Origin of the sequence: Plantibacter sp. ME-Dv--P-122b (genome assembly GCF_030209375.1) — a bacterium.
In the GTDB taxonomy this organism is placed as follows: domain Bacteria; phylum Actinomycetota; class Actinomycetes; order Actinomycetales; family Microbacteriaceae; genus Plantibacter.
This window is the reverse complement of the sequence record NZ_JARVSC010000003.1, coordinates 604,940-618,372: the sequence shown is the minus strand read 5'-3', so window position 1 is coordinate 618,372 and position 13,433 is coordinate 604,940. Positions and strand designations below refer to the sequence as shown.

Annotated in this window: 8 protein-coding genes; 6 read left to right on the top strand and 2 right to left on the bottom strand. The window is 69.3% G+C overall.

All coding sequences use genetic code 11. From position 1 onward, the window contains the following. The first annotated feature begins 57 nt into the window (after positions 1 to 57). Entirely contained in the window at positions 58 to 2,100 is a 2,043-nt protein-coding gene (locus QRN19_RS07585; RefSeq protein ID WP_285026138.1) for a PTS fructose transporter subunit IIABC, read from the top strand. 79 nt (positions 2,101 to 2,179) lie between these two features. Further along, the gene (locus tag QRN19_RS07580; protein ID WP_056014456.1) at positions 2,180 to 2,449 is read left to right on the top strand and encodes an HPr family phosphocarrier protein; all 270 of its coding nucleotides are present in this window, start codon (positions 2,180 to 2,182) and stop codon (positions 2,447 to 2,449) included. A gap of 202 nt (positions 2,450 to 2,651) precedes the next feature. Here the strand turns inward: QRN19_RS07580 and QRN19_RS07575 are convergent, their stop codons facing one another. Then, positions 2,652 to 6,560, bottom strand: coding sequence for a glycoside hydrolase (locus tag QRN19_RS07575; protein ID WP_285026136.1), 3,909 nt, complete (start codon positions 6,558 to 6,560; stop codon positions 2,652 to 2,654). 331 nt (positions 6,561 to 6,891) lie between these two features. Beyond that, positions 6,892 to 7,932, bottom strand: a complete 1,041-nt coding sequence (locus QRN19_RS07570) for a LacI family DNA-binding transcriptional regulator (protein ID WP_285026135.1) — start codon at positions 7,930 to 7,932, stop codon at positions 6,892 to 6,894. A gap of 150 nt (positions 7,933 to 8,082) precedes the next feature. Between QRN19_RS07570 and QRN19_RS07565 the strand changes: the two genes are divergently transcribed. The 4 genes from QRN19_RS07565 to QRN19_RS07550 all read left to right on the top strand — a co-directional run bounded on the left by QRN19_RS07565 (position 8,083) and on the right by QRN19_RS07550 (position 13,338). Then, positions 8,083 to 9,006: a carbohydrate ABC transporter permease gene (locus tag QRN19_RS07565; RefSeq protein ID WP_086475054.1), complete on the top strand. Its 924-nt coding sequence runs from the start codon at positions 8,083 to 8,085 to the stop codon at positions 9,004 to 9,006. Then, the gene (locus QRN19_RS07560) at positions 9,006 to 9,956 is read left to right on the top strand and encodes a carbohydrate ABC transporter permease (RefSeq protein ID WP_086475055.1); all 951 of its coding nucleotides are present in this window, start codon (positions 9,006 to 9,008) and stop codon (positions 9,954 to 9,956) included. The genes QRN19_RS07565 and QRN19_RS07560 overlap by 1 nt, the downstream gene beginning before the upstream one ends. Before the next feature lie 154 nt (positions 9,957 to 10,110). Continuing rightward, on the top strand, positions 10,111 to 11,463 hold the full coding sequence (locus tag QRN19_RS07555; protein WP_086475056.1) for an ABC transporter substrate-binding protein: 1,353 nt from the start codon (positions 10,111 to 10,113) through the stop codon (positions 11,461 to 11,463). Positions 11,464 to 11,580: 117 nt separating this feature from the next. After that, the gene (locus QRN19_RS07550; protein WP_285026133.1) at positions 11,581 to 13,338 is read left to right on the top strand and encodes a glycoside hydrolase family 35 protein; all 1,758 of its coding nucleotides are present in this window, start codon (positions 11,581 to 11,583) and stop codon (positions 13,336 to 13,338) included. The last annotated feature ends 95 nt before the right edge of the window (positions 13,339 to 13,433 follow it).

The window sequence follows — 13,433 nt, the reverse complement described above, 5'->3', positions numbered from 1 at the left end:
TCGAAGGGCCGCCCCGACCACCCGAAGCACCAGCATCCGTTTCGAAGGAGAACCCAGATGTCCACCCCACTCATCACCCCAGGGCTCGTCGCCCTCGACGCCGACCTCGGCACCGATCGCGCGGGTGTCATCCGCGCGCTCGCCGAGCTCGTCGTCCGCGCCGGCCGTGCCACCGACACCGAGGCGCTCTTCGCCGACGCCTGGGCGCGGGAGAGCAAGACCGACACCGGCATCCCCGGCGGCATCGCGATCCCGCACTGCCGTTCGGCCGCCGTCACCGAGCCGACGCTGGCGATGGCCCGCGTCTCGCCACTCGTCGACTTCGGTTCCGACGACGGCCCGGCCGACCTCCTCTTCTTCATCGCGGCCCCGGACGGCGCCGACCAGGCGCACCTCGCGCTCCTGTCGAAGCTCGCCCGCTCGCTCATCAAGCCCGAGTTCGTGACCTCCCTGCGTGAGGCGCCCGACGCCGCCGCGGTGGTCGCCCTCGTCGATGGTGCACTCAGCGACGCGCCCAAGCCCGCGTCGGCTCCTGCAGCCGAGCGCGCCGCGACGGCTCCCGTCGAGGCCGGCGATCAGGCCTCACGGCCCGTGCTCATCGCGGTCACCTCGTGCGCCACGGGCATCGCCCACACCTACATGGCGGCCGACTCGCTCGCCGCCACCGCGAAGCGCCTCGGTGTCGAGCTGCACGTCGAGACACAGGGTGCCTCCGGTGCGACTCCGCTGCCCGCCGACGTCGTCGCGAAGGCACAGGCGGTCATCTTCGCCGTCGACGTGGACGTCCGCGACGTCACCCGCTTCGCCGGCAAGCCGGTCATCAAGGCTCCCGTGAAGCGCGGCATCGACGCCCCGGAGCAGCTCATCAACGACGCGGTCGCCGCGATCTCGAACCCGAACGCCCCGCGGGTCGCCGCGGCGGCCGGCGACGCCTCCGCGTCGACGTCGGACAAGAAGGACGCCAACGTCGGTCAGTCGATCAAACGTTGGCTGCTCACCGGTGTCAGCTACATGATCCCGTTCGTCGCGGGTGGCGGTCTGCTCATCGCCCTCGGCTTCCTCCTCGGTGGCTACGACATCACCGAGAACGCCGGCAAGATCATCGTCGAGAACAGCCTCGTGAACCTGCCGGCCGGCGGACTCGGCGCCTACCTCGGCGCGGTCGCGTTCTCCATCGGCAACGCCTCGATGGCGTTCCTCGTCCCGGCCCTCGCCGGCTACATCGCCTACGCCATCGCCGACCGACCGGGCATCGCTCCCGGGTTCGTCGCCGGTGCCGTCGCCCTCCTCATGAGCGCCGGCTTCCTCGGCGGACTCGTCGGTGGTCTGCTCGCCGGTGGTGTCGCGTACGGCCTCGGTCGCCTGAACGTGCCGCGGTGGCTGCGTGGGCTGATGCCCGTCGTGATCATCCCGCTGATCGGCTCGATCGTCGCGTCCGGCCTCATGATCCTCGTCCTCGGCGGCCCGATCGCCGCACTCATGGGTGGTCTCAACTCCTGGCTCTCCGGCCTCACCGGTGTCTCCGCGATCCTGCTCGGCGTGATCCTCGGCACGATGATGGCGTTCGACCTCGGTGGCCCCGTCAACAAGGTCGCGTACTCCTTCGCCGTCGCCGGTCTCGGTGCGGGAACGCTCGCCAACCAGGCACCGTGGCAGATCATGGCCGCCGTGATGGCCGCCGGCATGGTGCCGCCGCTCGCGATGGCGCTCGCCTCGACCGTCCTCAGCCGTCGTTCGTTCACCGCGGTCGAGCGGGAGAACGGCAAGGCCGCCTGGCTGCTCGGTGCCGCGTTCATCAGCGAGGGTGCGATCCCGTTCGCCGCTGCGGACCTGTTCCGCGTCATCCCGGCGTCGATCCTCGGTGGTGCCGCCACCGGTGCGCTCGTCATGGCGACCGGCGTCACCTCGCAGGCACCGCACGGCGGCGTCTTCGTGTTCTTCGCCATCGGCAACTTCGGGATGTTCGCCCTCTCGGTCCTCGTCGGTACGGTCATCACCGCCGTTGCCGTCGTCCTCCTCAAGCGGTTCGCCCGTCGTCGTCCGGTGGAGGGTGCCGACACGGCAGCCCCCGCGGTCGCCACCGAGCCCGCGACCGTCTGATCCATACCCGTCCGATCCACAGCCTGACCTGATCCACTGGTCTGGCCGGCACCAACCGAACCGCAGAAGGAGCATCATCATGGCCGAACGCCAAGCCACCATCGCCAGCCGCGTCGGGCTGCACGCCCGCCCCGCCAAGCTCTTCATCGAGACGGTCAAGCGCCAGCCGGTGCCCGTCACGATCGAGCTGGGCGACTCGGGCCCGCTCGACGCCTCGAGCATCCTCACGATCATGAGCCTCGGCGCCACCAACGGCGACGTCGTCACCCTCCGCGCTGAGGGCGAGGGCGCCGACGAGGCACTCGCCGAGCTCGCCGGTCTCCTCGAGACGGACCTCGACGCCGAGTAGTCACCCCGCGCCACGAAGCCCCGCCGCCCGAGTCACCTCGGACGGTGGGGCTTCCTCGTGGGCCCTTCGACAGGCTCAGGGAGCGTGGAATCGTTCCGGTCGCGGAGCTTGTCGAAGTGCCTTCGCGGGAACCGCGCGGCTGCCGGCACGCGACGAACCCCGCCACCCGAGACGACGGGCGACGGGGTTCGTCAGGAGCGACCTACGCGGCGGAGCGACGGCGACGCGCGACCAGCACCGAGGCGAAACCGACGAGGCCGAGCAGCAGCGCGACGAGCCCGATGCTCGACACGTCCACACCCGTGCGGGACAGCGAGTCGGCGCCGGTGGCCGAACCGCCCGAGGGCGAGCTCGTGCCGTCACCGCCGCCGGCCGTGCCACCGCCGGAGCCCGTACCGGGACCGGTGCCGGGGTTCGTCCCCGGGTCGGTGCCGGGATCGGTCCCCGGGTCCACCGCGGCGGCGAGCACCGTCACCGGCGTGGACGTCGTCGCGACCGGCGCGAAGCCCTCCGCCGAGACCGTCACCCGCACCGCGAGCGCGGCTCCCGCACTGCCGACGGGCGGCGTGAACGTCGCCGTGTCGGCTCCGTCAACCACCGCGTCGTCGAGCAGCCACGCGTAGACCACGGCCGCGTCCTCCGGGTCCACCACGACCGCAGCGGTCGTCGGGACGCCCTCGCGGGCCACGCTCGACAGCATCGCGGTCGCGACCGCCGTCCGGGCGAAGGTGATGGTCGTCGACCGCGTGGTCACACCGTCAGCCGCCGTCACCGTGATGACGACGCCGTCGCTCGCGTCAGCTGCAGCACGGGCCGCAGCCGCCGGTGCCGCTTGGAGCGGCTCGATCGTCACCGTCGCGTCGCGGTCGGCCGGGATGGCGTCGACCACCGGATCGGCGGATCCCGCCAGCGGCACCTCGTACTCGAGCACCGCCGGTTCGAAGCCCTCGATCGGCGTGCCGTTCACCCGGAGCGCCGCGAGGCTGGCCTCGGTCGCGACCGACGGCGCGAGCGCGTAGATCTCGACCTCAGACACGACCAGGTGCGTGTTCGCATACGCCGTCATCACGACACGGACCGCACTCGTCGTGACGCCGCCGAGGTCGACGTCGACGATCGGAGCCGTCCCATCGGTCGGGACCGGCACGGTGACCGCCCCGCCCGGAGCGTCGATCCACGCGCCATCGGCGTCGCGGAACTGCACGGTCAACGCACTCGGCCAGCTGTCGGTGCTCCCGTCCTTGTAGGCGTAGAAGGTGACGTGCTCGATCGTGTGCTCGCCGCCGAGCTCGTAGCTCAGGGTGTCGCTCGCCGGCTTGTTCGACGAGCGCCAGTTGGACCAGCCCTTGTCGTTCCGCACACCGTTCTTGGTGTTGCTCGCCGGATACCCGGACTCGGTGGACGTCGCGCTCGCGACGGTCGTGGCGTCCGGCGCGATGTTCCGCTCGCCGGGCGCCGTGACGATGATCGACAGGAGTGCGTCGATCGGTGCCGCGGCCGGATCGTTCGACGCAGCCGCGCCGCGCACCTGCACCACACCGGTGTCGGCGAGGTCGGCGTCGTCGAGGGTGCTGAAGTCCCAGGTGACGGCCGTGTCGAATCGGTTGGTGCTGGCCCCGATCTGCGCCGGGACCGTGGTGGGTGCCGCAGCGATGACGGCGCTCGCCGGGGACCCGGCCGCGACCGTCAGGGAGACCGGTTCGGTGGTGGTGAAGCCGCCGATGTCGACGGTGGCCTGCGCGGTGAACGCCGCACCCCAGCCGTCAGTGCCGGAACCGTTCACGACGATCGTGCCCGGCGTGTTCCAGTCCACGGCCGAGGTGTCCCAGGTCACCGGAACCGGAGCGCCCTGGACCGCGCCGTAGAGCGGGACCACCGTCGTCGGCAGCGACGCCGCAACACCGGCGACGGTCTGCGCCGTGACGGGCTGCACCCCCGTGAGGGCGGTGTCGACGAAACTCCAGGTCTGGTTCGCGCCGTTGTTCGACTGGTAGACGCCGACCGCGGCGCCCGTGGTGGTGGACTGCCCGCCGACCTCGAGGGACTGGCTGGTGCCGACGTTCACGAGGCTCCATTCGGAGCCGTTGGTCGTCGTCGGGATCCACTGCAGCGAGGGGTCGGACCCGGCCTGTTCCCGCGTCGCAGCGACGAGCGAGGTGCCGGCGGAGTTCGCGGAGAGCAGTGCTCCGGACGAGCTGCGGATGGCGTAGCGGTCGGTGTTCGTGCCGCCACCCGAGAGTCGCTCGGCGGTCCACACCTGCGCCGCACCGGTCGTGGCGTCGGAGGCACGCGGGGTGATGGTGCCGGCCGGGACCGTCCCGGTCGTTGCTGCGGCGGTGAACGCCTTCGCGCTCTGCTTGCCGACGAGCTGGTACGCGTGTCCATCCTGGAACGGCGCCGCGTCGGCTGCGACACCGGTCGCGCCGTCGACGAGGAAGGTGGTGACCGACTTCGCCGGGACGGTGAGCGTCGCCTGCTTCGTCACCGGGTCGATCGACACGGCGTCGCCCTGCACGAGTGCATTGGCGGTGACGTCGTCCGCGGGGGACTCCGTCGTCACGACCGGCGTGACCGTCGCGCCGGCGGCGATGTCGGCGAACTTCGACAGGTCGATCGTGATCGTCCGAGCCGAGGTCGACGGGTTGGCGTGCACGAGGGTCGCACCGGTGCCGTCGGCACGGAGGGCCGTGGTGGTCTGCGCGTCGGTGGACGGGATGAGGTGGTCACCGGGCTGCACGTAGTGGGTGAAGTTGCGGAGCGTGTTGTACTTCGCGTTCGTCTTCACCGAGCAGCTCGGGTCGGCGTCACCGTCGGCGATGCGTCGCTCGGAGTCGCCCTCGGCGTTGCAGTCGAAGTCGATGAGGACGCTGCCCCAGTTGAGCTTCTCGACCTTCTCCATGTTGTAGAGGTCCTCGACGGGCTGCCAGAGCACCCACGCGGTCGGCTCCAGGTTGCGGAGGTCGTCGATGAGGTGCGTCGCCATGCCGATGCCGTTGTCGATGTTCGTGAGGTTGTGTTTGCCGCTGGAGTCCCAGTTGCCCTCGACCTCGCTCATCCACAGTGGCTTGCCGGCGGTCTTCGCGATGTCGCGCGCGACGACGCTGCCGCCCTGGCCGTAGCTGTGGACGTTGAGCTGCGTGACGAGGTCCTTGGCGGTCTGCGACCAGCCGTTCCAGTTCGTCGCGAAGATGCCGGGGTTGGTCTCGTCCATGGCCGCGATGACGGCCTCGGTTGACGTGCCCTCAGCGGCGAGGCGCTTGGCGAGGGCCTTGATGACGGTGTCCTGCATGGCCGGGCCGATGTGCGCACCCTCCTGGCGGCCGCCCTTCGGCCAACCGGTGGCCGCGTCGATCTGGGTGCCCCAGTAGTTCGTGTTCGGCTCGTTGAAGGGGTCGATGGTGTCGAAGTCGATGCCCGTGTCGGCCTCGAGGTGGTCGACGACGGTCGTGAGGTACGCGACGAAGTCATCGACGCTCTCGGGCTTCAGCTGCTCGTCGGCGGCGTTGAAGTTCCCCGACGCGTAACCGCTCTCGGTCATGAAGTAGGGCGGGGAGTTGCTGAACGCCTCCCACTTGGTGATCTTGTCCTTGAGTGCCGTGAGCCACCAGCGCTGGGTCTCGTCGGCGTCGAAGTCGTAGGAGGCCGGGTCGTCGGCGTCCCAGGCGGCGGCGTAGCGGTCGCGGTCGGCGTAGTCGGAGGTGATGGGGCCGTCGGCGTCGCTCGCGGCGAGGTCCGGATTCCACCAGCCGTCGACAGCGCCGCCGGCCCGCAGGTAGGGCGGGACGTCGCTCGCGTTGCCGCCACCGATGTTGTAGCGGGCGATGTTGAGGTTGAGACCGTCCTCGCCGAACACCTTGTCGAAGAGGTCCTGGCGGACGTCCGCGGGGTAGTCGCCCGTGGCGTTGGCGAACCAGACGAGGCTCGTGCCCCAGCCTTCGAACGCCTCGTTCTGGTAGGCCGGGTTGGGGGTGATGGTGAGGGGAGTGCTCTCCGCGGCGGCCGCGGGTGCGGCGTCCACGGTGGCGAGTGCTGGGGCGATCGCGGCGATGCCGAGGGCGACGGCGACGGTCGCTCCGATCGTTCGTCGGCGGACTGGTGACGGCAGTGTCATCGGTGGTTCCTTCGTTGGAGGCCGTGGTACAGGGGATGTTCACGTGAACATTTAGCGGCGTCGAACCACCGTGTTCACGTCAACATTTCCGACGAGTATGGGCGACCCCTCGCTCGGGTGTCAAGCGATGGCCGGTCGCTGAGGCCCCACTCCGGTCCGTTCCGGTCACTGAGGCCCACTCCGGTCCGTTCCGGTCACTGAGCCTGTCGAAGTGCGGAGGTGGGCATTTCGACAGGCTCAATGACCGGGGCTTCGTTCGCCGCGATGGTCGAGGTGTCGCTGGGGCATTTCGACAGGCGGTCAATGACCGCAGGGGAGTGTCTCGCTCACCTCAGACCGTGGGCGGGGGCGCCGTGCTCGCGCGGACGACGAGGGACGTCGGGGTGAGGGGCTCAGTGGAGAGCTGCGGGCCCTCCTCGATCTCGCGGAGGAGCGTGGTGATCGCCCGGCGTCCGATCTCGTCGAAGTCCTGGTGCACCGTCGTGAGCGGCGGCCAGAACGAGTCCGATTCCGGGGTGTCGTCGAACCCGACGACGCTGATCGACTCCGGCACGGCACGCCCGCGCTCGTGCAGGGCGCGGAGGAGCCCGAGCGCCATCTGGTCGTTCGAGGCGAACACGGCCGTGATCTCCGGGCGCTCGGCGATCTCGAGGCCGATCTCGTACCCCGAGGTCGTCGACCAGTCGCCACGGAACGCGGGCGGCGGCGTGATCCCGGCCTCGCGCAAGGTGTCCGCCCAGCTCTGCTCGCGACGAGCCGCCGAGTACGACGTGCGGGGGCCGGCGATGTGCCACACGCCCTGGTGTCCGAGGTCGAGGAGGTGCTGGGTGGCGAGTGCCGCACCCTGTGCCTGGTCGTTGTCGACGACCGGGTAGTCGGTGCGTGCCGCGGAGTCGATGACGACGACGGGCAGGCCGGAGGGGAGTTCGACGTCGGCGCCGTCGACGATGTGCGACTCGATGACGATGATGAGGCCGTCGACATCCTGCTCGCGGAGGCTGTCGAGGGCGACCGCGACGTCGCGTTGCGTCGGGTACTCGACGGGGACGACCGTGACCGAGTAGCCGGCCCGTGCTGCCTGGACCGTGATCGCGTCGAGCGTGCGCATGTTGCCGTAGGAGGAGAGCGTGAACATCGTGATCCCGATGCTGCGGGTGCGCCCCGATCGCAACGCTCGAGCGGCCTTGTTCGGGCGGTAGCCGAGCTCGGTCATCGCCTCGAGCACGCGGTCGCGGGTGCCGTCGTCGACGTTGGTCAGCCCGTTCGCGACGCGGGAGACGGTCTGGGAGGAGACGCCGGCGTGCGCCGCGACGTCCGCCATCGACGGTGCTCGCCTGGCGCGGCCAGGCGCTCTCCGGGTGGTGTCCGTCATGGTCTCCCTATCGTCGCATCCATCCTTGCATGTTGACGTGAACATGCTATGGTACCGATCAGATGTTGACGTAAACATCCACCGCGATCCCTCCCCCGCACGGCTCCACCGCACGACGGTTCCGCCCGAATCCCAGCAAGGAAGCTGCCCATGACCACTACGACCGCTCGCACCGGCCGGCCACCAGCGGTCCGTGTCCACCGACGCGACCGCCGGGATTGGAAGGGCTGGGCGTTCATCGCCCCCTTCATGATCGTCTTCGCGCTGATGATCATCGCCCCGCTCGTCTACGCGCTCTACCTCAGCTTCTTCCAGGAGAAGCTCATCGGCGGCAACGCCTTCGTCGGGTTCGACAACTACGCCCAGGTGCTCCAGGACCCGAAGTTCTGGGAGCCGTTCGGCCGTGTCGCACTGTTCTTCGTCGTGCAGGTGCCGATCATGCTCGCCCTGTCGCTCACCGCGGCGCTCGCGCTCGACAGCGCCCGGCTCCACGGCGCCGCCTTCTTCCGCATCGCGCTCTTCCTGCCGTACGCCGTCCCCGGCGTCGTCGCAGCACTCATCTGGGGCTTCATCTACGGCGACCAGTTCGGTCTCGCCGGCAGCTTCAACGACCTCGTCGGCGCGCAGATCCTCGAGCCGTTCAGCTCCCAGGCCGTCCTCGCGTCCATCGGCAACATCGTGACGTGGGAGTTCATGGGCTACAACATGCTCATCTTCTACGCCGCCCTCCGCGTCGTGCCCGGTGAGATCTACGAGGCGGCCGAGATCGACGGGGCCGGACAGTTCCGCACCGTCTTCAGCATCAAGATCCCAGCCCTCCGCGGAGCGCTCGTCATCGCGACGATCTTCTCCGTCATCGGGTCGTTCCAGCTCTTCAACGAGCCGAACCTGCTGAAGAACCTCGCGCCCAACGTGATCACGAGCAACTTCACCCCGAACATGTACGCCTACAACCTGTCGTTCGCCGGCCAGCAGTTCAACCTCGCGGCGACGGTCGCGATCATCATGGGCGTCATCACCGCCGTCATCGCCTACGTCGTGCAGGTGCGCGGCTCCCGACAGGAGAACAGCTGATGGCCACCGTCTCGAACCCGACCGTCCGCCCGCAGACCGTGTCGACCCGGACCGCCCGCAACCCGCGTGCCTTCGACCGGCCCACCCGGAAGCGCCACGACCCGCGCCGCAAGCGCTCGATCGTCCTCACGATCGTCATGGCCGTGTTCCTCCTCTACTCCGTCGTCCCGATCCTGTGGCTCCTGATCAACGCGACGAAGTCCCAGCCCGACCTCTTCTCGTCCTTCGGTCTCTGGTTCGGCGACGGCGGGTTCAACCTCTGGCAGAACATCGTGGACACGCTCACCTACCGCGACGGGCAGTTCGTCGGCTGGTTCGGCAACACACTGCTCTACGTCGTCGTCGGCGCCGGTGGGGCGACGCTCCTCGCGACGATCGGCGGCTACGGCCTCGCCAAGTTCCGGTTCCCGGGCAAGCGCGCCGTGTTCGCGATCATCCTCGGCTCCATCGCGGTGCCGGGCACGGCACTCGCCGTCCCGACCTTCCTGCTGTTCAGCCAGGTCGGCCTGACGAACACGCCGTGGGCGGTCATCCTGCCCTCGCTCGTCAGCCCGTTCGGCCTGTACCTCATCTGGACGTACGCGGTCGACGCGGTCCCGACCGAGCTGCTCGAGGCCGCCCGCATGGACGGCGCGGGGGAGTTCCGCACCTTCTTCACGATCTCGCTGCGACTCCTCGGCCCCGGCATCGTCACGGTGCTCCTCTTCGCGATCGTCGCGACCTGGAACAACTATTTCCTGCCGCTCATCATGCTGTCGGAGCCGACCTGGTATCCGCTCACGGTCGGCCTCAGCCAGTGGAGCGCCCAGGCCACCGGTGTCGCCGCGCAGCCGATCTTCAACCTTGTGATCACCGGATCGCTCCTGACCATCGTCCCGATCGTCATCGCGTTCCTCTTCCTGCAGCGCTTCTGGCAGTCCGGCCTGAGCGCCGGCAGCGTCAAGGGCTGATTCCCGCTTTTCCCACCGGTTCCTGAGCTTGTCGAAGGGCCACCGCACCACCAACCGGTCCCTGAGCTTGTCGAAGGGCACCACCTCCGCCCTTCGACAGGCTCAGGGACCGGGGCATCACCTCCTCCTCCCAACGCAGTGAAAGGAAACACCCATGAAGCGCATCTCACCGTCTCGCACGGTTCTGCGCCGCGCGGCCACGGCGGCCGTCGCGTCCGCGATGATCGGAGCCTCGCTCGTCGCCTGCTCGTCCGGCGGCGGCAGCACCGCCTCGGGCGACGCCAAGGACATCGAATCCGCCCTCGAAGCCGGTGGCGAGATCACCTACTGGTCCTGGACGCCGTCCGCCGAGGCGCAGGTCGCCGCGTTCGAGAAGGCCTACCCCAAGGTCAAGGTCAACCTGGTCAACGCCGGCACCAACACCACCGAGTACACGAAGCTGCAGAACGCGATCAAGGCCGGCAAGGGTGCTCCCGACGTCGCGCAGGTCGAGTACTACGCCATCCCGCAGTTCGCGCTCAGCGACTCCCTCGTCGACCTCAACGCCTACGGCTTCGGCGACTTGAAGGACGACTACAGCCCCGGCCCGTGGAGCTCCGTCAACATCGGCGACGGCCTCTACGCCCTCCCGCAGGACTCCGGCCCCATGGCCATGTTCTACAACAAGACGGTGTTCGACCAGTACGGCATCGCCGTGCCGACCACCTGGGACGAGTACATCGCGGCAGCCGCACAGCTGCACGCGGCCGACCCGTCGAAGTACATCACCAACGACTCCGGTGACTCCGGCTTCGCGACCAGCATGATCTGGCAGGCCGGTGGACGTCCGTTCACCGCCGACGGCACCAAGGTGAGTGTCAACCTCGCCGACGAGGGCTCCAAGAAGTGGGCCGACACCTGGAACCAGCTCGTCGAGGGCGACCTGCTCTCCAGCGTCCCCGGGTGGAGCGACGACTGGTACAAGTCGCTCGGCAACGGCAGCATCGCGACGCTCATCACGGGCGCCTGGATGCCGGGTGTGCTCGAGTCGTCCGTCGCCGAGGCCTCCGGCCAGTGGCGCGTCGCCCCGATCCCGACCTACGACGGCAAGCCCGCCAACGCCGAGAACGGTGGCGGTGGCCAGGTCGTGCTGAAGCAGAGCAAGAACCCGGCGCTCGCCGCGGGCTTCCTCAAGTGGCTGAACAACGACGAGGACAGCGTCAAGGTCTTCCTCGACAACGGTGGCTTCCCGGCGACGACCGCCGACCTGAACTCCGACGAGTTCCTCTCCGCGGCTCCCGAGTACTTCGGCGGCCAGAAGATCAACGAGGTCCTCGTGCAGGGCGCGAAGGACGTGTCGACCGGGTGGCAGTACCTGCCGTACCAGGTCTACGCGAACAGCATCTTCGCCGACACCGTCGGACAGTCCTACGCGAACAAGGCCGACCTGAACGACGGTCTTGCCGACTGGCAGAAGCAGCTCGTCGAGTACGGCAACACGCAGGGCTTCACGGTCACCGAGAAGTAGTCGACCGACACCTGCAGCACCAGCACCATCGACCGCGGCCGGTCGGAGGGTCCTCCGGGATCCGCTCCGGCCGGCCGTGGTCGCTCCATCCGCACCCCTTCATCACGGAGCCCCAGCATGCCCACCTTCTCCATCGGCGCCGACGACTTCCTGCTCGACGGTCAGCCGTTCCGGATCCTCTCCGGAGCCCTCCACTACTTCCGGGTGCACCCCGAGCAGTGGGCGGACCGCATCGCGAAGGCGAAGCTCATGGGCCTCAACACCATCGAGACCTACGTCGCGTGGAATCAGCACAGCCCCGAGCGCGGCGTGTTCGACACCACGGGCGTGAACGACCTCGAACGCTTCCTCGGCCTCGTCGCCGACGCCGGCATGTATGCGATCGTGCGTCCCGGCCCCTACATCTGCGCCGAGTGGGACAACGGCGGTCTGCCCGGCTGGCTGCTGCACGACCCCGAGCTCGGCCTCCGTCGCAGCGAACCGCGCTACCTGGCCGCCGTCCGCGAATACTTCGGGGCGCTGCTGCCGATCGTCGCCCCGCTGCAGATCGACCGCGGCGGTCCCGTCATCCTCGTGCAGGTCGAGAACGAGTACGGCGCCTACGGCGACGACCACGACTACCTCCGCACCCTGACCGCGTGGACCCGCGAGCTCGGCATCACGGTGCCGCTGACGACCGTCGACCAGCCCACGGCTCAGATGCTCGAGGACGGCAGCATCCCCGAGCTCCACAAGACCGCATCCTTCGGCAGCCGCTCACTCGAACGCCTCGCGACCCTGCGGGAACACCAGCCGACCGGGCCGCTCATGTGCTCCGAGTTCTGGGACGGCTGGTTCGACCACTGGGGCGAGCACCACCACACGACACCCATCGCGGAGACGGCGGCCGACCTCGACGCGCTCCTCGCAGCCGGCGCGTCCGTGAACATCTACATGTTCCACGGCGGCACGAACTTCGGGTTCACCGGCGGCGCGAACGACAAGGGGCAGTACCGCTCGCACGTCACCTCCTACGACTACGACGCGCCCCTCGACGAGGCGGGCCACCCGACGGAGAAGTTCTTCGCCTTCCGCGACGTGATCGCGAAGTACGCCGAGGTGCCGACCGAGATCCCGCCCGCCGCGACGGACGCCCCGGCGTTCACCGTGTCCTTCGAGCAGGAAGTCCCGTTCGCGGACGTGGCCGACGAGATCGCGCCGCTCCAGGCGTTCGACCGGATCCCCACGATGGACGAACTCGGAGCGTTCAGCGGTCTGGCGCGGTACCGGGCGTCGCTCGGCGGACGCGGCGGGGTGCTCCGGTTCGCCGAGGTGCGCGACCGCGTGGTCGTCTCCGTCGACGGCGTTCCGGTCGGTGCACTCACCCGCGAGTTCAAGGAGCGGTCCATCGTCATCCCGGCGGGTGAGACGCTCGAACTCCTCCTCGAGAACCAGGGCCGCGTCAACTACGGCAAGCGCCTGGGGGAGCCGAAGGGGATCATCGGGCCTGTGTCGCTCGACGGCGTGGACCTCACGTCGTGGGGCATCGCCCCCGTGGCCCTCGACCGGATCGACGCCGTCGTCGACGCGGCGGCTGCGCGGACGTCCGACGCCACGATCAGCGGTGCCGGACCGGTCCTCCTCACCGCGACCGTGACGCTCGGCGAGCCCACCGACCTGTTCCTCGACACCGCGGCCTGGGGCAAGGGGCTCGTCTGGGTGAACGGCTTCCTGCTCGGCCGTTACTGGTCGCGAGGACCGCAGCACACGCTGTACGTCCCCGGCGGGCAGCTCCGCGCCGGGGAGAACCGCTTCACGGTCTTCGAGTTCCACGCGCTGACGACGCCCGAGCTCTCCTTCCTCGCCCGCCCGTCCCTCGGCCCGACCGAGTTCTAGCCGATCGCCTGCCCCGCCCTCGACCCCGGTCCCTGGCATCTCCTCCGGTCCCTGGCATCTGCTCCGGTCCCTGAGCCTGTCGAAGGGCAGCACGG